Genomic DNA, 19,013 nt, shown 5'->3' on the forward strand with positions numbered 1-19,013 from the left:
GGCGGTCGCAATCTCAATCGATTCTCAACGCGCGTGCTGCGCGGAGCCGGGCGACGCCAACGTGGCCGCCTCACGCGTGAACTCATCGAGGCGCAGCGATCCCAACACCTGCTGCGCGAATACGCCGACGAGAAAAATCAGCATCAGCAAGCCGATTGCACCGCGAATCGGCTGGCTCAGCGACGAAGGTTCGAGCTTTTCCGCTGCACGCGCGAGCAGGCCGATCGCGAGATCGATCAATATCAGCGCGAGCATCACGGGCGTGCCGAGCTTGACCGTGGCCGTCATGATCGAATCGGTGCGTGCGACGATGAAGCTTTGGGCGACGTCGGCCATCGAAGGCGTCAGTGAAACGAGCGGCCACCATTTGAACGATTCGAACATCGCGCCCATAAAAAACGTCATGCCGCCGCCTACGTAGAACAATGCAACGGCCATCTGCAGCAGCGTGTTGGAAATCGGCGTGCTCTGATCGCCGCGCAGCGGGTTGTTCATCTGTACGCTGTTGTAGCCTGCCAAGTCGTCGATCAGCGTGCCGACGCACTGTGCGATGAAGAACACCGTCGACGCGGCGTAGCCGAGCACGGCGCCGAGAAACATTTCCTTCAGCGAGATCATCAGCAACTGCACGGAATTGACGCCGTCGAAGTAATGCGCAGGCTGCGCAGCCGCTACAAAAAAAGCGAGCACGTAAATGATGCCGTTGCGCGCGGTGCCGGGCAGCATGTCGCCGCTCGTGGGAGGAAAGATCTGAAACGCGACCGCGATGCGCGCCGCGCTTATCGCAAGCGTCAAAAAGAATCCCTGATATTCATAGAACAAATCGGCGAGCGCGCGCCCGATGGCTAACCCTTCGTACATCCTATGCTCCTCGATGTATGCGGGCGGCGGCGGTTTCGCCCGCTTCTTCGTCGTTACGCTCCTCGACGCGGCGCTCGGCGGCCTTGATCGATCGATTCAATTGCTCGCGCGCAGCTTCGAGCGACGCATCGGCGCGGCGCACGGCTTTGCCCAGTTGCTCGACGGCTTCCCGCTGTGCCTCGGCCGCTTCGACGGCGCGGCGCACGGCGGTGCGCGCTTCGTCCACTGCTTGGCCGAGCGGTGCTCGAAAGCGATCGTGATCGAGATAGACGACAGGCGAAAGTCCATTAGGACTGCTAAGCAACTGCGTCATCTTTTCTTCGTGTGCGAGTCGCCTCGATTGCGCCGCTTCGAGCGCTTCATTGGCTTGCTCGGTGGCGTCGATGAGCGCCGCATGATGGCGGCGTGCATCGGCCAGTTCGCGCTCGATCCGCTCTTTGGCTCGGGTCTTCGCGGCCACCACGATTTTCCAGACGTGCTGGACGGCTCGGCTCATGATCGGCGGGTGATCGTCGAATGTCAGGTCTGCCCGAAGCTGCTCAGCAGATCGCGGGTCTCGTTCAAATCGGCCAGCTCGTCCGTGCGTTGACGCACGAACCCTTCGATGTCGTCGTTCATGGCGATCGCTTCATCGGCGAGCGGATCGGAGCCGCTCTTGTACTCGCCGATCTGCAACAGCATCTCGATCTCGTCGTACTTCGCCATCAGACGCCGCACGCGACCGGCACCCGCGCAATGCTCGGGCGATGCGATTTGCGGCATCACGCGGCTCAAGCTGCCGAGCACGTCGATCGCCGGATAGCGATTGCGCGCGGCGATCTTGCGCGACAAGATCAAGTGCCCGTCGAGAATGCCGCGTACTTCCTCGCTCACCGGGTCGCCACCCTCTTCGTCGTCGGCCAGCACCGTGTAGAGCGCCGTAATCGAGCCTTCGCGTCCCATGCCGGCGCGTTCGAGCAAGCGTGGCAATTCGGCGAATACCGAAGGCGGAAAGCCGCGCCGCGTCGGCGGTTCGCCGGCGGATAGGCCGATTTCGCGCTGCGCGCGTGCGAACCGCGTGAGGGAATCCATCATCAGCAACACGCGCTGGCCGCGGTCTCGAAAGTACTCGGCAATGGCCGTACCGACGTGTGCCGCCTTCGCCCGCTCGATCGACGAGCGATCGGATGTCGCGCATACCACGACGCTGCGCGCCATTCCCGCTTCGCCGAGAATCAGCTCGATGAACTCGCGCACCTCGCGACCGCGCTCGCCGATCAGCACGATTACGTTGACGTCGCAATCCGTGCCGCGCGCGAGCATGCCGAGCAACGTACTCTTGCCGACGCCGGCCGGCGCGAAGATGCCCATCCGCTGACCTTCGCCGAGCGCCATGAGACCGTCGATCACGCGCACGCCCGTGCCCAGTTGCGTCTCGATCATGCGCCGCTCCAGCGGGTCGGGAGCCGGCGCGAAAACAGGCACGCGGCACTGCGCGAGCACCGGCCCCAAGCCGTCCGTCGGCTCGCCAAGCCCGTCGAGCACGCGCCCGAGCAAGCCGGGACCGACAGGGACCGACAACGGCTCGCCGCTGCCCGTCACGCGGGTGCTGCGCGAGACGCCCGTCATGCTGCCGAACGGCGCGACCAACACATACTGCCGAGCGATGCCCACGACTTCGGCGCGCTGCATCAAGGTACCGTCCGCGCGCCACAGCTCGCACAATTCGCCGAGCTGCGCATCGAGGCCGCCGACCTTGATCAGCGTGCCGACTGCTTCGAGCACCTTGCCATAGCGATCGAGCGAGGCGCTGGCACCGAGCGCCGTCTCCAAATAGTCGGCAAAGCGGACGATCGAGCTCATGCGGCAACGCCCTCGGCGCCCATGCCGTTGGCACCGGCGTGCGAATCGCCGCTCATTGCCTCGGCATCCGGTGCCGTAGTCGAGGCGGCCAACGCCGCGCCGTTAGCCAGTGCACGCTCGAGACTCGCAAGCTGCGCGCGCAGGCTCGATTCGACCACACCGTAGTCCCATTCGCAGATACAGGTGTCCTCGTCCGCTTCGTCGTCAACCACGACTTCCAGATTGAGCGGCGGCGTTGCCTCGCGCGCAAGCTCGCCGAACAGGCGCTCGGCGCGATCGGCGTTTGCGGGTGCGACGGTCACCGTGAGATGCGTCGCATCGTCGATCGATCGCGCCACGGCCAGCGTTATGCGACGCATCAGCGCGTCGCGATCGGTCTCGGCTATCACCTGTTCGACCGCCTTCATCACGAGGCGCGCGAGCCGATCGGACGACGCCTGAAGGTCTTCATGCTCGCTGCGCGCGCGCGCGATAAAACGCGCATGCGTCTCGGCCAGCGCACGTCGATGACCGGCTGCGTAGCCGAGTCGCGCACTATTGTCGAACTTGCGTCGCGCCGCCTCGACAAAGGCATCTGCTTCTCGGCGGGCCGCTTCGACGAGTTGGCGTGCGCGCTCGGTTGCATCGCGCATCGTCGCCTGCACGACCTCGTCGAGTGCTTCTAGCGCGTCATTCAATTCGGTCACGCGCGCGAGTTCTTCCGCGCGCACGACATCGGTATCGACGGCGAGCACCTTCGGTTGCGCTCTCAACCAAATAGCCATTGAAACTCCGGAAACAAATCGCCTGCGATGGAAAAGAAACGGCTCGTGTCGGTTGGACCTTGTGGCAGCGTTGCATCAACGCGAATGCGATCGACGTCAATGTCGGTCGTATCCGTTGACCGTCCCGCATGCTCTTGCCCTCGCGGATGGCCACAGTCCGCAAACCGCATCCTTTGCCACGCTTCGCCACCCACGATGAAAGCTAGGCCCAGCACCACGATATTGCCGAGTGTCTCGTTACGGCATGCCCCGTCGCCCGACAGCATTTGCCAGCCATGACGCGCGAGCGCGTCGGGCGAAAGATCGTCGGGCAATGGCAATGGCTCGCTCAGCGCCGACGCAACCGGTTGGTCTTGCAGTTGCTTGAGCGCCTCCTCCCCAACGGCTAGCGCAAGCGCGCGCCGCTGTTCGCGGTCGATGCAACGGCGAATGCTGTCCTGGCAACGAATCAGTGCACGAGCCGCGAGCACGCTGCGAAGCGCCTGCGGTGCGAGAATCGCGATGCGGTTACCCGGATGCAAAAAAGCATCGAGCGGCACGGGCGTGGAAAACCAGAGACGTCGCGCCGCTGCGACCTTGATTGCTAGCGCGCGCCGGTCGCATGCTTCGGCCTGCGTCGCGCCGTCGAAGTCGGCGTCGCCGGCACGCACCGTCTGCGCCAACGCTGTCGCCAACCCGAGCACCCTTGCCTCGAAGCCCGCCAACATGCGGATCAACGGATGATCGGCGCCGCTCATGATGCGTCCGCCCGCTTGGGCGCCTTCGCTTTGATGCGCTCGAGCCAGCGCGCAGCCGAACTGCCTTTCCGCGTTTTCGGGGTGAACGCGAACCCTAGTGCAAGCGCACCCGCAAGCGCACCGAGGACAGCAGCCGCAACGATCCATACCATCGACAAACCGCCGCCGGCCGCAGGCGCGGCCGATGAGTCGATCGGCTGCGGCTCGGCGGCCTGCACGAGCGTCACGCTGACGTTGTCGTACGAGAGCCCTTCCACACTGTGCACGACGAGGTTCTTGATGCTCGGCACGAGCGCTTGAACATCCGTACCCGAGCGATACTTGATGAATACAGCGGCCGACGACGGCTTCACGACGTTCGACAACGGATCGTTGTTCGGCAACACGATCTGCACCTGCGCGAACGCGACGCCGTCCACGCGCGACAGGGTTTCGGAGAGTTGTTGCGATACGCCGTAGATGAAACGCACGCGCTCTTCGGTGGGCGTCGAAATCAACCCGTCCTTCTTGAACAACTCTCCGAGCGACGTGTATTTCTGATGCGGCAACCCATGTGCTCTGAGCACTTCCATCGAACGCGCGAAGTCGTCGCCGTCGACATCGACCGTCCAGCTCTTGCCGCTGTCCGGCGACGATTTGTTCGCATCGATACCGGCCTCGATCAACACGCGCATCAGGTCGTTGGCGTCTTGCTCTGATAGTTGCGCATACAACTGTTTGCTGCAACCGGCCAACAACGCACTGGCCAGCACGGCAATTGCCAGCGCGCGCAACAAGGTCGAAACACGGCGCATCGCGCCCTCCCGTCATTGATTCTTCATGAGTGTCTGCACGGTGCTCTTACCGCCTTGCGCGACTGCGGTACCCGTGTAGATTTTCACCATTTGTTCGGTGATCTCGCGCTGGATCTGTAGCGATTGCGCTTCCACCTGCTGCAACGACAGGTTGCCGCTCGATGCCTCGAACGCATCGATCTTCTGGGTCAGTGCGCCGAACGCCTCGTCTTGCGTCGCCACGGCCTGCGAGACCGTCGACGGTCCTTGAATGCGCCCGCCTTCCTCGGGCGCGAGTCGAGCCTGAGCGAGCGCCTCGCGAAAGCGTTCTCCAAGGCCGTTCGGTGCCTGTGCGCCGAATGCGCTTTGCGCGGCGCCGGTCACGCCTGCGGTAGGATCGGCAAGCGCGACGGACGGCGGCGGTGCGATAGCTGCGATTGCGGAAGTCATGGCCGTCTCCTCAAGCGCGCATATAGCTGAACGACATCGCTTGCCGGAGCAGTTCGGCCGCGTCCGATTTGCCCGCCGCTCCCGCATTGTTCGCTTCGCTCTTTTCGCGTTTGCCCATCAGCAGATTCATCAGCCCGACCGATTCGGTGTCCTCGTCGCGCGCGAGGACCTGGTTCGCGTAGATGCGCCAGCTCGCATCGCCGAGCGAGGACATGCAGACCGCCAGTAACGCCGTGACGTAGGGGCCGAACGGGGCCTGCAGTTCGCGGCCTTCGAGTTGCCGCAGCAGTTGCGCCGCATCGGCCATGCGATTGCGGCGAATCAGCAACCACGCGTCGTACGCATTCAATTCGACGAAGTTCGGACGCATCAAATGCAGTGCCGCGAGCAAGCGGTCCGCCTCGTCCAGGTGCCCCTTGCGTGCGGCCCAGGTCAACAACTCGACCAAAGCCGACACCAAGCGGTTGCTGCATGTCGTGAGATTCATCGTTATGCCTCGCGAAGTTCGATTCAAATTCAGCTATCAGGACGGCAGCCGCGCCTGCGTCATCGAAGACCGCGCCGCCGATGGCCATAACGTATCCGGCCGTGCCGACGCCTTTGCAGCAGACGGCGAATTCCGTGGCCCGTCAGCGAACCCCGCATATCCCTTTCCGCGCTGCGCCGCCCGATTTCGCCGGCCGACGCGCGGTTTCGTCGCTCGGGATGCGGCGCAAGCGCACGCCGGGCGAGACTCGCGGCCAATCCCACTCAACGCATGCGGAGCGTCAGCCGATGTCCGACGAGAAAACCGAAGAGCCGACAGACAAGAAGCTCCGGGACGCCCGCCGCGACGGCGAGACGGTCAAGAGCCCGGATCTTTCGTTTTCGCTGCTGCTGATCGCCGCATCGCTTGGTCTGTCGTTCGCGGGACCGGCAATGGGCGAGCATCTGCGTGCCTTGCTCGGCGTCGCGCTCGACATGCAAGCCTCGGGCGGAACGGATACCGATCTGCGCCGGGCAATGGGGCGCATCGGCGTACAAGCACTGCTTCTGTCGATACCGGTGTTCGTTGCAGTGGTGGCGAGCATCGTGTCGGTCGCCTCGCAAATCGGCCTTGCCATCTCGTTCAAACCGCTCGAGCCGAAATTCAATGCGATCAATCCGGCCTCGGGTTTGAAGCGAATGTTTTCGCTTCGCTCGTTCATCGACCTCGCGAAGATGCTCGTCAAAGCCGCTGTGCTCGCCGCGGCTCTGTACAAGACGATGATCGGGCTCGTGCCGCTGATCGTCGGCGTTGCTTATGAACCCGTGCTCGATCTCATCGAGATTTCGTGGTCGACGCTATGCCGACTCTTCGCAGTGGGCGGCGTGCTGTACCTCGTGCTCGGCGTCGCCGATTACGGCATTCAGAAGTGGCTCTTCATTCGCGATCACCGTATGAGCAAGGAAGACGTCAAGCGCGAGCACAAGGATTCCGAAGGCGATCCGCATTTGAAGGGCAAGCGCAAGCAGGTCGCTAAAGAAATCGTCGAAGGCAATCCCGACAAAGCCGTGGCCAGTGCGCAGGCCGTCATCGTGAACCCTACGCACTATGCCGTCGCCGTGCGCTACATGCCTTCGGAATATGACCTGCCGCGAATCGTCGCGAAGGGCGTCGATGCCGATGCGCTGGAAATCCGGCGCATGGCGGAGCGCCACGGCGTGCCGATCGTCGGCAATCCGCCGCTCGCACGCGCGCTCTATCTCGTGCCGGCGGGCGATGCGATTCCCGAAGCGTGCTTCAAGGCCGTCGCGGCGGTGCTCGCGTGGGTCGAAGACATGGCAGCCGCGCGGCGCGGCGAGACACCTCATCCGTCGACCGGCGCAGCGGGTGTGCAAGCTCAACCTCACCAAGGCTTACCGTCATGACCAAAAACGCCACCTTGTCGAGCGTGTCGCAATACAGCGGGGAGGTCGGCATCGCCGGCGTCATCGTCGCCGTCGTTGCGTTGATGATCCTGCCGTTGCCGACGTTCCTCATCGACACACTGCTCGGCCTGAACATCACGACGAGCATCGTCCTACTGATGGTGACGATGTACATACCGAAAGCCACGTCGCTCTCGGCCTTCCCTTCGATGCTGTTGTTCACGACGCTGTTCCGGCTCTCGCTGAACATCGCTTCGACGAAGTCGATTCTGCTGCATGCGGAAGCCGGTCATATCATCGAGAGCTTCGGCGAGCTCGTCGTCGGCGGCAATCTCGTGGTCGGCCTCGTGGTCTTCCTCATCATCACCACGGTGCAGTTCATCGTGATTGCCAAAGGCTCGGAGCGGGTAGCCGAAGTCGGTGCGCGCTTCACGCTCGACGGTATGCCGGGCAAGCAAATGAGCATCGATGCCGACGTGCGCGCCGGCAACCTGACCGCCGAGCAAGCGCAAAAGCGCCGTGCGCTGCTCGCGATCGAAAGCCAACTCCATGGCGGCATGGATGGCGCGATGAAGTTCGTCAAAGGCGATGCGATCGCGGGCCTCGTCATCACGATGGTCAACATCCTCGCCGGCATCGTCATCGGCGTCAGCTATCACGGCATGTCGGCCGGCGAAGCGGCGAATCGCTTTTCCGTGCTGTCGATCGGCGATGCGATGGTTTCGCAGATTCCGTCGCTGCTCATTTCAGTGGCCGCCGGCGTGTTGATTACGCGCGTCGCCGACGAAGACAGCAAGCCGCGCTCGCTCGGCACGGAAATCCTCGAACAGCTTTCGGGCAACTCGCGCGCGCTCTTCGGCTCCGCTGCGCTGCTGTGCGGCTTCGCGCTCGTGCCTGGCTTTCCGTCGACGCTGTTCGTCGTGCTCGCGGGCGCGCTGACGACCGGCGCCTTCGCACTGCGGCGCAAGCAACGCAAGGCCAACGAGCCGGCGGGTCCTGAACTGCCGGCACTGACGCGCGAAGGTTCGAAGGAAAGCGCGCCGACGATCTCCTCGAAGCCGCCTGCGTTCGCCGTTCCGCTGGCCATTCGATTCTCGCCTCAACTCGCAGCGCTGATCGATGCGGCCAAACTCGATGAAGCCTTCGAACGGGGCCGCCGCGCACTGACCGCCGATCTCGGCCTGCCGTTTCCGCGCACGGCTTTATGGGTGGCCGACGAGTTGAAGGACCACAGCTATCAACTACTCGTGCAGGATGTGCCATCGATTCCGGTCGATGTTCCGCCTGGCCTTAGCGTATTGCGCACCGTGCCCGACCCGCTACGCGAGCAATGCGAGGCGCGCAGCGACGTTGCTGGCCTCGACCATAGCTATTGGATCGAGACAGCGAAGGTGCCGGCCGATCTGAGCCGGGATGTCGTTAGCCGCGAAGCGTTGATTGCCGGTCATGCCGTCGCGCAACTCGGCTCGGAAGCGAAACTCTTCATCGGACTGCAAGAAACGCAATGGCTGCTCGAGCGCGCCGGGACCGAATACCCGGGGCTCGTGGCCGAAGTGCAGAAGGCGCTGCCGGCGCAGCGGATCGCCGAAGTGCTGCGCCGCATGCTCGAAGAGCGCGTGCCGATCCGCAATATGCGCGCGATTCTGGAAAGCCTAGTGATTTGGGGTCCTAAGGAAAAGGATCTGCTGATGGTGACCGAATACGTGCGCGGGGATCTCGGCCGCTTCATCGCACATCGGGCAACGGGCGGCTCGGGCCAGTTACCGGCGATCGTGCTCGACGCCGAAGTCGAGCAGACGATACGCCAAGCGATCAAGCCGACACCTGCCGGCAACTTCCTCGCGCTCGAGCCGGCCACGGTCGACACGCTGCTCGGCAACCTGGAAGGTATCTGCGGCGCCGATCCCGTCAAACATCTAGCGGTGATCGCGGCAATGGACATCCGCCGCTACGTGCGCCGAATGATCGAGCAGCGCTTGCCGTGGCTGCCGGTCTATTCGTTCCAAGAACTCGGATCGGATGCGCGCCTGATGCCGGTCGGCCGCCTCACATTCTGAAAGCGAGGCAACCGCTATGACCGATCGCGTGCGCAATCCGCAAGACATTCGCATCGTGCCCAACGGCGCGACGACCAGTGGTGCATCGCCGTCGCAGTCATCGTCCGCCAACGCGACCGCCGTGCAGATCTTCCGGCTGCTGGCAAGTCAGGCGCAGGCCGGCCCCCTATCGATGCCGACGATCTCTGCCGATGCGCCATCAGCGGAAGCATCCGACGTTCAAGGATCGAATGCGACGGGCGAGGCATGTGCGGCTACGGCACCAGCACAATCGCGTGAACCGCAGCAAGCGCCCACCGCCGCGCATGAGGCACACGAAGCGACGAAGCGCGATCCGTCGCCCGGCACCGAGCCCACGGGCTTACGCAACACCGCTCACCGCGCGACACCCAAACCCGAGCAACCCGAGCACGACGCTGCGCTCGGCAAACAGATCGTGCAGGTCTGTGCAATGGCCGCGCATGGCGAGCTGTTCACACGCGAGCTAACCGATCGCATTGCGCGTTTTTGCTCGATGTCGGGTACGTCGGACGGCACATCGTGGGCCGTGACGCTGCCGATGAACCCGGCCGTGCTGCCCGACACGCTGTTGCATCTGCAACTTTCGCCGTCGTCCATCGCAATTCGCTTCGAAACGTCGAATCCGCGCGCGACGCAATTAATCTCAGACAACGCCGACGCTTTGCGCAAACGACTGACCGATGCCCTGGGCCGCCAGATCGATGTCGAAGTCGACGCATGACGGGTGCCGCACCGCGCATCCCTGCCACGAGGAGAGCACGCAGACCATGAACCCAGCCCTGTCGACTTCGCTCGAAGGCAAGCTGCCAGGCTATACGAGCGCGCTCGCTCTACTCACGCGTTCGCTGGCGCTTCGTCACTCGACGCATCCGGCTGCGAGCCAGCGCCTTCGACTGCGCGGTATCGAAACGAGCACGTTCGAACAGCCGATGACGCTGACGCTCGACAGCACGCACGGCCCGCTATCGATCGTTGCCGATGCCGCCGAACATTCTGCACTCCTAAGCATTGCGCTGGATAGCGAACCCAAGCGCGCGAGCGCGCTTGCCAACATGTGGCTCGCCGATTGGCTCGCCCGTCTCGATACCGGCGACGGTGCCGTACCGTCCGTCAAAGCGATCGCATTCGGTTCGCATGCGACCGACGTGCATGGGCTTCAGCTCACGATCGATGCGAACGGCGCCGCAATGAAATGCGCCGTCGTCGGCCTGCCCGCCGCGCTCGCGGCCGATTACGAACGCGCGTGGACACGCGCGAGCGTCCCGGCCCCGCTCGATACCGTCGACGACCTCGTCTTACCGGCCGCGATCCGCCTGCGCAGCCGCATGTGTTCGCCGTCGACGCTCGCCTCGCTGCGCCGTCACGACGTGCTGCTCGGCTGGCAGCCCAGCCTGCCGTACACGCAAGGCAGCCCGATCGAACGAGCGTCGCTGCGTCTGGGCGCCCCGCGCGGCCGCCAACTATGCGCCGGCGTGCGCATCGACACGCATACCGTTACTCTGGAGACCCCCGTGACCCTTGCCACCGCCGCCCAACCCGACGACTTCGACCCGCTTGCCGGCGCATCGAGCGACCCGTCAGCCGACCCGATCGTTCCCGTCGGCGCGATCGAGCTGCCGGTGCACATCGAACTGCTCAGCGTGAATTTGAGCGTCGCTCAAATCGGCTCGCTGCAACCCGGCTACGTGCTCGATCTTCCGCTTCCACTCGCCGATGCGACCATTCGCCTAGTCTCGTACGGCCAGACACTCGCATTCGGCAAGCTCGTCGCGGTCGGCGAAAACTTAGGAGTACAGATCAACCGCATGGCGGCCAGCGATGAACGGCAATCTTGACATCGCCTCGCTGCTCATCGCGCTCTTAGCGTTCGGCCTGCTGCCGTTCGCGGCGATGGTCGTCACCTCCTACACGAAGATCGTCGTCGTGCTCGGCTTGCTGCGCAACGCACTCGGCGTTCAGCAAGTGCCGCCGAGCACCGTGCTCAACGGTATCGCGATGATCGTGACCTGCTTCATCATGGCCCCCGTCGGCATGGAAGCCGTGCATCGCGCGCAGCTCTCTAGCGAGCAAACGGCAACGAGCCAAGTGATGCCGATCTTCGACGCCGCACGCGAACCGTTCCGGCAATTCCTGCTCAAGCATACGGACGAGCGCGAGAAGGCCTTCTTCATGCGCTCGGCGCAGCAGATCTGGCCCGCGGACAAGGCCGCGAGCCTCAAGCCCGACGACCTCGTCGTCCTCGCACCCGCGTTCACGCTGACCGAGCTGACGTCCGCTTTCAAGATCGGCTTCCTGCTCTATCTCGCGTTCGTCGTCATCGATCTGATCGTCGCCAATTTGCTGATGGCGCTCGGGCTCTCGCAAGTGACACCGACCAACGTCGCCATTCCGTTCAAGCTGCTGCTGTTCGTGTCGATGGATGGCTGGTCGACGCTGATTCACGGCCTCATCTCGACTTATAAGTGAAGGAGTGAAGCATGGACGCCGATGCGATCACCCGTCTGACGACGGATGCGCTCACCCTCTGTCTGCTGGTCTCACTGCCGGCCGTGGGCGTAGCCGCGGTGGCGGGGCTCGCCATTGCATTCCTGCAAGCCGTGACATCGCTGCAGGACTCGACGATCTCGCACGGTTTCAAGTTTCTGATCGTCACCGTCGTCATCATCATCGCCGCGCCGTGGGGCGCGTCGGCCGTCATGCACTTCGCGCAGTCGGTCATGCGCAGCGTGTTCCCATGAGCATTCATATTCGCAGCATCGGCCCGAGCACCGTGCCCGTCGACGACGGCGCACCGTCTCTGGACACGCAAGGATCGCTTGGCGTTCAAGGCCATCATCATCACCATCCGGTTCACCAAGCGCAGAAGAACGCCAATCGTTCACGCATGAAGCGCCGACGCGGCGCCGATTCGCAAGACGGCATCGACGAATCGGGCGCCAGCGAAGAGTTGATGATGATGCTCACCGAGCATCTGCAGAAGCAAACCGAGTTCGCGATGCGCGTCGCCGAGCGTCATCCCGGCGAACGCGGCGGGTCGAGCGGCGACAGTCGCGACGGCAGCGATGACGGCGATAGCGCCGCGTCTCGCCCGTCGAAGCGCCTCTCGTCCGGCAAACGGTTCTTACGCGGCACGGACGGGGCCGATCATGCGGCCGAGGCCCATGAAGCCGCCGAATCGGCGCTGCTCAGCGCACGTGAAGCGCAAGCCGAGGCCCAAGCGCAGACGAGTTCGACGTATTTGGTGCTGGCCGCGATGCGCGCCTTCCTCGCGCTGCCCAGTGCCGCGGCGCAGGCTGCCGGCACGCTCGCCTCGGTGCGGGAACGGCTCGTCGAAGCGGTCGAAACGCCGACCAAACGCGCCACGGCGCAGCAACAGTCGATCAATTTGCTACTGCCGTTGATGCTGCTGAACCTGGAACGCTCACGCACGGATACCGAGCGTGCGCTCGCGGTCGCCAAGCTCAGTTCGCTGCTCGAGCGCCGCCGCTCTTACATTTGAACGCATATGCGAGACGTTGAACGCAACGCAAGCAATGCACAAGGAGTTCGCTCATGACCAAGGAAATTCGTCTGCTCACGGGCCGCCACGCGGGTGCCCGAATAAAGTTCAATCCAACACTGATGCGCATCGGCAACGATCGCGAAGCGGAAATCCAGATCAGCGACTGGGATCAGCCCACGATGCAATTGAGCCAACACGACGACGGAAGCCTCACGATCGCGCGTGCCTCTGATAGCGGCGAGCCCATTGCGCTCGTCGACTTCAAGCCACATCGATTCGGCAATGTCGTGCTCTGCGCCGGCGATGCCGACGGGCAATGGCCAACCGACATCGCGCTGCTCGAAACGCTGCTGGCGCCCGCTCCCACGCCGGAGCCGGAAAGCATCGTCGTGGATGAAGCATTGCCGGCAACACCGTTCGTGCGCCCGAAGAACCGCCGCAACCTGCATGCGGTAGGCGTCGCAGGCGTCGCTTTGCTTGCAATCGGAGGCGCGGGCATTGCGCTACCGGCCGTGTTGCACCCGCGCATGAGCGGCGCGCAACACGGCGCGGCGCCCCAGCCGAGCGTCGATCAGCTTCAGCGGGCGCTGGACCGACTGCATCAAGCCGACGTCGCCGTCACGCCGCAAGGTGGGCGCTTCATCGTCGTCGGCGTGGTGCCCGATAGCACGAGCGAGACGCTCGTACGCACGACGCTCGAGACGATCGCGCCGGACAGGATCGTCTGGCGGATCGGCTGTATCGATCAGATTGCGCGGGACTTGCAAGAATCGCTGCACGACCCCGCTTTGCAGGTGCACTACCTCGGCCACCGTGAATTCGGCGTATCGGGGGTGGCGAAAGATACGCATGCCGTGCAGACGACACTTGCGCAAATGAGTGCCGATCTAGCGCCGATGGTTATACGCGTGGCCCAGCAGGTCACACCCGACGACCGGATGGCGATGCCGACATCGGTAGCGTCGCTGCTTGCCGTCGACGATTTGCAGTACGTCGAAGCAGACGACGGCACGAAGCAATTCATCGATTCACGCGCAGCCGCGCACCCACTGAACTGAGGACGATCATGTATGACGCCGTGACCCCCGAAATGATCGACACGATCGACAGCGTGAAGACGCTGACCGAACAGCCCACGCCACAGCGCGGCAAGCTCGGCGATGCGGCCCTCGGGCTCGAACGCCTCGCGACCGACATCGCATCGCAAGCGGTCAAGCTCGCCGACCCGATGTTGCGCCAGTCGGCTACGACCGTGGCCGACGGCTTGAATGCCGCCGCGCAGTTGTGCCGAACCGCGATCGAATCGCCGCCGCAAACGGTTTAGTCAGCAGCAAATCGCATTAGTCAGTCGTTCCCGTACGAAAGTACGAAATCGTCGTACCCGTGTCCGTTAGGCCATGGCAATTTTTCCGCCCGATCGTGGGCTTCAATCCAATCATTAGGAGTACTAAAAATGGCTGTCAATACCTCTGCTCTGTCGTCCGGCGCAACCGTTGGCTCGAACGCTTCGACGATCGCTGAAATGTCGGCCAGCACGGCCAGCTCGATTGCCCTGCAAGACGCATCGACGCAAATGGAAAACCAGCTCAACGACGACGCCGCCAAGGATCAGCTCGAAGAAGCCGGTCCGAAGAACGCGAAGAGCCTCACGCAAGGCTAAGCGTCATTCGGGTGCGTCCTCGCGCCGCGCGGGGCGCACCCTCTCGATAGGTCCTATGAGCCTCGAACGCCGAAATGGGTTGATCCGCGAACTGTGCGATCTACGCGGGATCGGCGATGCCGATGGCGCCATCGAGCGCGGCGTCATCTGCATCGACGATTTCGACATCGCCGTCGATTTCTACGAAGAAGATCCAGCCGCCATCTACGTCAATTTTCAGTTTGGAATCGTCTCGGGCGGGCGTACGCTGCGCGTTTTTCGGCTGCTGCTCGAAGCGAATTTGTCGGTCTATGCGCAGGACCAGGCACAGCTCGGCGTGGAAGCCGAAACCGGCGGCGTCGTGCTCGTCGTGCGTGGCGTGCTGGACGCGAATTCGAACGGCCAATGGCTCGTCGAGATGATCGAGCATTACGTCGAGCATGGCCGCTATTGGCGAGAAAACATTCTGCTGTCCGATGACGAAATGTTTCGCCATCTAGCGGACGGCAATTATGTTTGGATTCGCGCGTGAGTCGTCACGGCGTAATCGGCACCAAGTATTCGACACACAGTAATGCGCCATATGAAGAGTTCGCTGCCGCCCCAGAAAATTCGTTGCGACGCGGGTTCGACGGCGGCGACAGTAGCAAAGTAGAGTCCAACGCAGACGTCGACGAAGCGCCCCCTAACGAGGAATGACGGTAAGCGTGAAGTAGGTAATGTGGTAAGCAGCACAGCAAGTTCGTTGCAACCGTGTCCCTCCAGGTCACGGCATCTATCCGCTCAGAAATGGGCCAAACCTTGATGATTAGGAGTACTTAACATGGCAGTCAATACGTCCTCGCTCTCGTCCGGCCTCACGACTGGCTCGAACGCCGCCACCATCGCCGAAATGTCGGCTAGCACGGCCAGCTCGATCGCCCTGCAAGACGCATCCACGCAAATGGAAAACCAGCTCAACGATGACGCGGCCAAAGATCAGCTCGAAGAAGCCGGTCCGAAGAACGCGAAGAGCCTCACGCAAGGCTAAGCGTCATTCGGGTGCGTCCTCGCGCCGCGCGGGGCGCACCCCGAGCATCCGAAAGAGCAAGTTCATGCCTCGAGTCACAAGCGCGAACCGTACCGGCGATCTGCCGCTCGATCGATCCGACGACGAAACGGAAAGCGCTTCGTCGCAACCCGCATCGCCATCCCGCCTTGCGCGCGGCGCCGGTTTCGAATCGCTGAACCGTCGTGCGGAATTCGCCTCTGGTCGGCAAGCCGAAACAGCGCCGCGACGGCGTGCACAAGTGCCTCGGCAAGACGAGGCTCCGCAAGCGGAAGGCCGTCCACAGCCCGGCGGACAGCCGGCGCAAGCAGCGCCGAATGCGGCTGGCCCGGGCCGCATGGGAAATCTGTGGAAGTTCTACGTTGGCGCACTGGCCGTTGGCGCCGGTTACGGCGTGTACCACGGCAGGCGGGAAGCGGGGCAACGCCCGGAGCCCACGCCGCGTTCGAGCGCAAACCGTCCACTCGCACCGCCACCGAAGATCGCGAGCCCAAGAATCGATTTGCCAACGGCCTATCAGGCCCGAGCCAATGTATTGCGGCGCTTCGGAGCGGACATTCCGGACAACAGCGTCTGCCATTCGATCGAGCCGCGCGTAGGTTCGGATCTTCCGCCCGGCATGCCGGGCCTCACACACTTGCAATATTCGCCGGCGCGGCTGAACAACGCGAGGATCATCGGCATGAGCTTGGATCGCGCACTGCCGCGCGAGTTGGGCGCATATATCGCTCAGCACGAATACGTTCACTGCTTCGCTAGCCCCGCATTTCAGGAACTACTCCTGCGCAGTGGCTATCCATCGATCGACGAAGGCCTCGCGCAGCATTTCACGGAACAGCTTCCAGACGGCAAACGCTATCGCGGCACCATGCTCGAAAACGGACAGGCCGCCGCGCGGCTCTCCAACAATAAGTCGGGCTTGGAAATGGCTGCGCAGCTCGAGCGCACGGTAGGCAAGGACACGCTCCAACGCGCGTATTTCGGCGGGGAGCCCGAGGCCGTTACGAAGGTCGCAGATGCTATTTACAGCATCTGGCCAAAGGCACCGACCCCGAACGCATGGCTTCATACCTCGAGTTGGCGCGGCGACGCACAACGCGCCATGGCCGAATGCTTCGTCGGCGCCACGCTGCTCCACACAAGCACGCTGCCCAGCGAAACGCTCGGCGGCAGCTATCCGATTCGGCTCGCCTTACCCGTGGGCAGCTTCGCGGATATTTCCGTCGAGCAAGCCGCCACGCTGCGTGCTCAAGCCGTGAAGGTGCGAAAAGCACTGGGCCCGAACGCATTCGATCGAGCGTTTTGCGCCACCCATCCGGCCAAACAGGAGAAAGCCATGAACAAGTTGGCCGACGAACTGCAAAAACTGTGGAAGCCCGTGCTCGCTTAAAACGTGAGCTTCGCCACGCGTGACGCGCCGGGAAAAAAGCAAACACGCGCTTGATCGAGGCACGCACCAAAATGATGCACACAAAAAAGGCAATCGATTCATTGCCGTTTTGAAGCTCAATATCTCAAGTTCTCGTTGCGGTTGTCGTTATCTCCGACGTGGTGCGTTCGTTTTTAATTACGTCATTCAAGCTCTCGGAGAGATACGGCAATGCTCGGAACCATTCGCGGTCGAATCTTGGTGGCTTGCGTCGCGATCGTTGTCACCGCGCTCGCGGTGACGGGCGGCCTCATCTACTACGTCGTGAAAATTCATAACGACGAGACGATCGACCAAAACTTCCAATCGATTCTGACGGGCCATGCGCTCGCCATCGACGGATGGATCGAGAGCCGCACGCGCGAAACGCAGGCGGTCGCCGACACGATCGCAATCGGCGAAGGCGATCCCTTGCCGGCGTTGAAGCTGCTCGCCAAATCGGGGGGCTTCGAAGTCATGACGCTCGGCTTGCCCGACAAGACGGCGTTCTCGAACGTGCCGCTCGCGCCGGGCTACGATCCGACGGCGCGGCCCTGGTACAAGCAGGCGGTTTCGGCCGGCCACATCGTCGTCACCGCGCTCTATCGCGATGCCACCTCGGGCAAACCCGCGTTTGCCTTTGCGGTACCGATCATCCGCGATGGAAATGTGAAAGCGGTCATGGCCGCGAGCCTGTTCATGCAAAGCGTCAGCGAGATCGTGACGGCCGTGCATCCGACGCCCGCGAGTTTCGCCTTCTTGGTGGACGAGAAGGGTGAGGTCATCGCCAGCGCGAAGACCGATCTCATCATGAAGCCGGCCACGGACATGGCGCCCGAACTGACGCCGGAAGCGCTGAAAGCGATGCAAGGCGCGTCCGCATCGGTCGCCGTGAGCATCGATGGCGCGCAGAAGCTGCTGCGCGCTCAACCGATCACGGGCACCGACTGGACCCTCGTGCTCGCCTTGGACAAATCGGACGTGACAGCCGGCATGCGGGCCGTGGCGACGACGACGCTCATTGCGATCGTTTTGGTCGCACTGATCTCGGCTGCGCTCGTCGGGGCATTGACGAACGCCGCCTTCAAGCGCGTATTGCTCGTGCGCGACGCGTTGACCGACGTGGCGAGCGGCAGCGGCGATCTCGCGCGGCGATTGCCCGTCAACGGCAGCGACGAAGCCTCACAGATCGCGCATGCATTCAATTTATTCGCCGAGAAGATCAGTGCGATCTTGCGGCATATCCGCGAGTTCAGCGAATCGGTGAACGTGGCGAGCGCCGAAATTGCGCAGGGCAATCAGGATCTGTCCAGCCGCACGGAGCTTGCCGCCTCGAATTTGCAGAGAACGGCCGCCGCGCTCGAAGAAATATCGGGAACGGCGCGCAATTCCGCCGATGCAGCCACTCAAGTGAGCCAGCTCGCGGAATCGGCATCGAGTGTGGCGATGCGCGGCGGCAAGGTGGTGGGCGACGTGGTATCGACGATGGACGCCATCACGAAAGCATCGACGGAGATCGCGAACATCATCAGCGTCATCGACGGCATCGCGTTCCAGACGAACATCCTCGCACTCAATGCAGCCGTGGAAGCGGCTCGCGCAAGCGAGCATGGACGCGGCTTCGCGGTGGTGGCCGGCGAAGTGCGCGCGCTCGCGCAACGCAGCGCGCAGGCGGCCAAGGAAATCAAGCAGTTGATCAGCTCATCGGTCGAGCGGATCGAGTCGGGGTCGACGTTGGTACAGACGGCCGGGGCCACGATGGACGAGATCGTCGAAGGGGTGCGCGGAATCACGAGCGTGATCGGCGAGATCTCGGTGGCCGCGACGGAGCAAAGTACGGGGCTCGGCCAAGTGAATCAAGCACTCGCCCAGCTCGACAACACGACGCAGCAAAATGCGGCGCTCGTCGAGCAGTCGGCCGCCGCCGCGCAGATGTTGCGTGAGCAGGCCGCGAAGCTCGCGGAGGCGGTTGGGGAGTTCAAGCTGTCGGCCTAGCGTTGCCGCTGTTTTGCACCGACAAC

At 63.2% G+C, this 19,013-nt stretch carries 22 protein-coding genes; 14 read left to right on the top strand and 8 right to left on the bottom strand.

What is annotated here, in order from left to right; translation table 11 throughout:
* Positions 1–24: 24 nt before the first annotated feature.
* Genes sctT through J3485_RS23075 form a run of 8 tightly spaced genes read right to left on the bottom strand, consistent with a single transcriptional unit; the run spans position 25 to position 5,914 of the window.
* Entirely contained in the window at positions 25–861 is an 837-nt protein-coding gene (gene sctT / locus J3485_RS23040) for a type III secretion system export apparatus subunit SctT (protein WP_206956626.1), read from the bottom strand.
* A 1-nt stretch (position 862) separates the two neighbouring features.
* Entirely contained in the window at positions 863–1,357 is a 495-nt protein-coding gene (locus J3485_RS23045) for a hypothetical protein (protein WP_206956627.1), read from the bottom strand.
* Between the two features lie 23 nt (positions 1,358–1,380).
* Complete coding sequence (locus J3485_RS23050; RefSeq protein ID WP_206956628.1) at positions 1,381–2,703, bottom strand: FliI/YscN family ATPase; 1,323 nt, start codon at positions 2,701–2,703, stop codon at positions 1,381–1,383.
* A complete protein-coding gene (gene sctL / locus J3485_RS23055; protein ID WP_206956629.1) occupies positions 2,700–3,467 on the bottom strand; it encodes a type III secretion system stator protein SctL in 768 nt (255 codons plus the stop codon). Before sctL ends, J3485_RS23050 begins: the two co-directional genes overlap by 4 nt.
* On the bottom strand, positions 3,452–4,204 hold the full coding sequence (locus J3485_RS23060) for a type III secretion protein HrpB4 (RefSeq protein WP_206956630.1): 753 nt from the start codon (positions 4,202–4,204) through the stop codon (positions 3,452–3,454). Before J3485_RS23060 ends, sctL begins: the two co-directional genes overlap by 16 nt.
* Positions 4,201–4,998 (bottom strand): type III secretion system inner membrane ring lipoprotein SctJ, encoded by a 798-nt coding sequence (sctJ, locus tag J3485_RS23065; protein ID WP_206956631.1) that lies wholly within the window; start codon positions 4,996–4,998, stop codon positions 4,201–4,203. The genes J3485_RS23060 and sctJ overlap by 4 nt, the downstream gene beginning before the upstream one ends.
* A 12-nt stretch (positions 4,999–5,010) precedes the next feature.
* The gene (locus J3485_RS23070; protein ID WP_206956632.1) at positions 5,011–5,427 is read right to left on the bottom strand and encodes a hypothetical protein; all 417 of its coding nucleotides are present in this window, start codon (positions 5,425–5,427) and stop codon (positions 5,011–5,013) included.
* A gap of 10 nt (positions 5,428–5,437) precedes the next feature.
* Positions 5,438–5,914: an HrpB1 family type III secretion system apparatus protein gene (locus J3485_RS23075; protein ID WP_206956633.1), complete on the bottom strand. Its 477-nt coding sequence runs from the start codon at positions 5,912–5,914 to the stop codon at positions 5,438–5,440.
* A 287-nt stretch (positions 5,915–6,201) separates the two neighbouring features.
* Here J3485_RS23075 and sctU point away from each other — a divergent pair, with 287 nt between their 5' ends.
* The 14 genes from sctU to J3485_RS23145 all read left to right on the top strand — a co-directional run bounded on the left by sctU (position 6,202) and on the right by J3485_RS23145 (position 18,987).
* Positions 6,202–7,317 (top strand): type III secretion system export apparatus subunit SctU, encoded by a 1,116-nt coding sequence (gene sctU / locus J3485_RS23080; RefSeq protein ID WP_206956634.1) that lies wholly within the window; start codon positions 6,202–6,204, stop codon positions 7,315–7,317.
* Positions 7,314–9,374 (top strand): type III secretion system export apparatus subunit SctV, encoded by a 2,061-nt coding sequence (gene sctV, locus J3485_RS23085; RefSeq protein ID WP_206956635.1) that lies wholly within the window; start codon positions 7,314–7,316, stop codon positions 9,372–9,374. Before sctU ends, sctV begins: the two co-directional genes overlap by 4 nt.
* A gap of 16 nt (positions 9,375–9,390) precedes the next feature.
* Positions 9,391–10,116, top strand: a complete 726-nt coding sequence (sctP, locus tag J3485_RS23090; protein WP_206956636.1) for a type III secretion system protein SctP — start codon at positions 9,391–9,393, stop codon at positions 10,114–10,116.
* Between the two features lie 46 nt (positions 10,117–10,162).
* Positions 10,163–11,230 carry a type III secretion system cytoplasmic ring protein SctQ gene (gene sctQ, locus J3485_RS23095; RefSeq protein WP_206956637.1) on the top strand — a complete coding sequence of 356 codons (1,068 nt, stop codon included), beginning with the start codon at positions 10,163–10,165 and terminating at the stop codon, positions 11,228–11,230.
* A complete protein-coding gene (gene sctR / locus J3485_RS23100; RefSeq protein ID WP_206956638.1) occupies positions 11,214–11,861 on the top strand; it encodes a type III secretion system export apparatus subunit SctR in 648 nt (215 codons plus the stop codon). Before sctQ ends, sctR begins: the two co-directional genes overlap by 17 nt.
* An 11-nt stretch (positions 11,862–11,872) precedes the next feature.
* Positions 11,873–12,133 (top strand): type III secretion system export apparatus subunit SctS, encoded by a 261-nt coding sequence (sctS, locus tag J3485_RS23105; protein WP_206956639.1) that lies wholly within the window; start codon positions 11,873–11,875, stop codon positions 12,131–12,133.
* Positions 12,130–12,894, top strand: a complete 765-nt coding sequence (locus J3485_RS23110) for a hypothetical protein (protein ID WP_206956640.1) — start codon at positions 12,130–12,132, stop codon at positions 12,892–12,894. The genes sctS and J3485_RS23110 overlap by 4 nt, the downstream gene beginning before the upstream one ends.
* 53 nt (positions 12,895–12,947) lie before the next feature.
* A complete protein-coding gene (gene hrpD5 / locus J3485_RS23115; RefSeq protein WP_206956641.1) occupies positions 12,948–13,955 on the top strand; it encodes an HrpD5 family protein in 1,008 nt (335 codons plus the stop codon).
* Positions 13,956–13,963: 8 nt separating this feature from the next.
* Positions 13,964–14,221 (top strand): hypothetical protein, encoded by a 258-nt coding sequence (locus J3485_RS23120; RefSeq protein ID WP_206956642.1) that lies wholly within the window; start codon positions 13,964–13,966, stop codon positions 14,219–14,221.
* Between the two features lie 129 nt (positions 14,222–14,350).
* Entirely contained in the window at positions 14,351–14,557 is a 207-nt protein-coding gene (locus J3485_RS23125; protein ID WP_206956643.1) for a hypothetical protein, read from the top strand.
* Between the two features lie 55 nt (positions 14,558–14,612).
* Positions 14,613–15,068, top strand: a complete 456-nt coding sequence (locus J3485_RS23130) for a CesT family type III secretion system chaperone (RefSeq protein ID WP_206956644.1) — start codon at positions 14,613–14,615, stop codon at positions 15,066–15,068.
* A 291-nt stretch (positions 15,069–15,359) separates the two neighbouring features.
* On the top strand, positions 15,360–15,566 hold the full coding sequence (locus J3485_RS23135) for a hypothetical protein (RefSeq protein WP_206956645.1): 207 nt from the start codon (positions 15,360–15,362) through the stop codon (positions 15,564–15,566).
* A gap of 64 nt (positions 15,567–15,630) precedes the next feature.
* On the top strand, positions 15,631–16,974 hold the full coding sequence (locus tag J3485_RS23140; RefSeq protein WP_206956646.1) for a hypothetical protein: 1,344 nt from the start codon (positions 15,631–15,633) through the stop codon (positions 16,972–16,974).
* Positions 16,975–17,184: 210 nt separating this feature from the next.
* Positions 17,185–18,987, top strand: coding sequence for a methyl-accepting chemotaxis protein (locus J3485_RS23145; RefSeq protein WP_206956647.1), 1,803 nt, complete (start codon positions 17,185–17,187; stop codon positions 18,985–18,987).
* Positions 18,988–19,013 lie beyond the last annotated feature (26 nt).

The organism is Trinickia acidisoli (assembly GCF_017315725.1).
In the GTDB taxonomy this organism is placed as follows: Bacteria; Pseudomonadota; Gammaproteobacteria; order Burkholderiales; family Burkholderiaceae; genus Trinickia; species Trinickia acidisoli.

Bases quoted from the DNA above. Each gene is read 5' to 3' on its own strand.
- sctT (WP_206956626.1), bottom strand. From the start codon at position 861: ATGTACGAAGGGTTAGCCATCGGGCGCGCGCTCGCCGATTTGTTCTAT.
- J3485_RS23045 (WP_206956627.1), bottom strand. From the start codon at position 1,357: ATGAGCCGAGCCGTCCAGCACGTCTGGAAAATCGTGGTGGCCGCGAAG.
- J3485_RS23050 (WP_206956628.1), bottom strand. From the start codon at position 2,703: ATGAGCTCGATCGTCCGCTTTGCCGACTATTTGGAGACGGCGCTCGGT.
- sctL (WP_206956629.1), bottom strand. From the start codon at position 3,467: ATGGCTATTTGGTTGAGAGCGCAACCGAAGGTGCTCGCCGTCGATACC.
- J3485_RS23060 (WP_206956630.1), bottom strand. From the start codon at position 4,204: ATGAGCGGCGCCGATCATCCGTTGATCCGCATGTTGGCGGGCTTCGAG.
- sctJ (WP_206956631.1), bottom strand. From the start codon at position 4,998: ATGCGCCGTGTTTCGACCTTGTTGCGCGCGCTGGCAATTGCCGTGCTG.
- J3485_RS23070 (WP_206956632.1), bottom strand. From the start codon at position 5,427: ATGACTTCCGCAATCGCAGCTATCGCACCGCCGCCGTCCGTCGCGCTT.
- J3485_RS23075 (WP_206956633.1), bottom strand. From the start codon at position 5,914: ATGAATCTCACGACATGCAGCAACCGCTTGGTGTCGGCTTTGGTCGAG.
- sctU (WP_206956634.1), top strand. From the start codon at position 6,202: ATGTCCGACGAGAAAACCGAAGAGCCGACAGACAAGAAGCTCCGGGAC.
- sctV (WP_206956635.1), top strand. From the start codon at position 7,314: ATGACCAAAAACGCCACCTTGTCGAGCGTGTCGCAATACAGCGGGGAG.
- sctP (WP_206956636.1), top strand. From the start codon at position 9,391: ATGACCGATCGCGTGCGCAATCCGCAAGACATTCGCATCGTGCCCAAC.
- sctQ (WP_206956637.1), top strand. From the start codon at position 10,163: ATGAACCCAGCCCTGTCGACTTCGCTCGAAGGCAAGCTGCCAGGCTAT.
- sctR (WP_206956638.1), top strand. From the start codon at position 11,214: ATGAACGGCAATCTTGACATCGCCTCGCTGCTCATCGCGCTCTTAGCG.
- sctS (WP_206956639.1), top strand. From the start codon at position 11,873: ATGGACGCCGATGCGATCACCCGTCTGACGACGGATGCGCTCACCCTC.
- J3485_RS23110 (WP_206956640.1), top strand. From the start codon at position 12,130: ATGAGCATTCATATTCGCAGCATCGGCCCGAGCACCGTGCCCGTCGAC.
- hrpD5 (WP_206956641.1), top strand. From the start codon at position 12,948: ATGACCAAGGAAATTCGTCTGCTCACGGGCCGCCACGCGGGTGCCCGA.
- J3485_RS23120 (WP_206956642.1), top strand. From the start codon at position 13,964: ATGTATGACGCCGTGACCCCCGAAATGATCGACACGATCGACAGCGTG.
- J3485_RS23125 (WP_206956643.1), top strand. From the start codon at position 14,351: ATGGCTGTCAATACCTCTGCTCTGTCGTCCGGCGCAACCGTTGGCTCG.
- J3485_RS23130 (WP_206956644.1), top strand. From the start codon at position 14,613: ATGAGCCTCGAACGCCGAAATGGGTTGATCCGCGAACTGTGCGATCTA.
- J3485_RS23135 (WP_206956645.1), top strand. From the start codon at position 15,360: ATGGCAGTCAATACGTCCTCGCTCTCGTCCGGCCTCACGACTGGCTCG.
- J3485_RS23140 (WP_206956646.1), top strand. From the start codon at position 15,631: ATGCCTCGAGTCACAAGCGCGAACCGTACCGGCGATCTGCCGCTCGAT.
- J3485_RS23145 (WP_206956647.1), top strand. From the start codon at position 17,185: ATGCTCGGAACCATTCGCGGTCGAATCTTGGTGGCTTGCGTCGCGATC.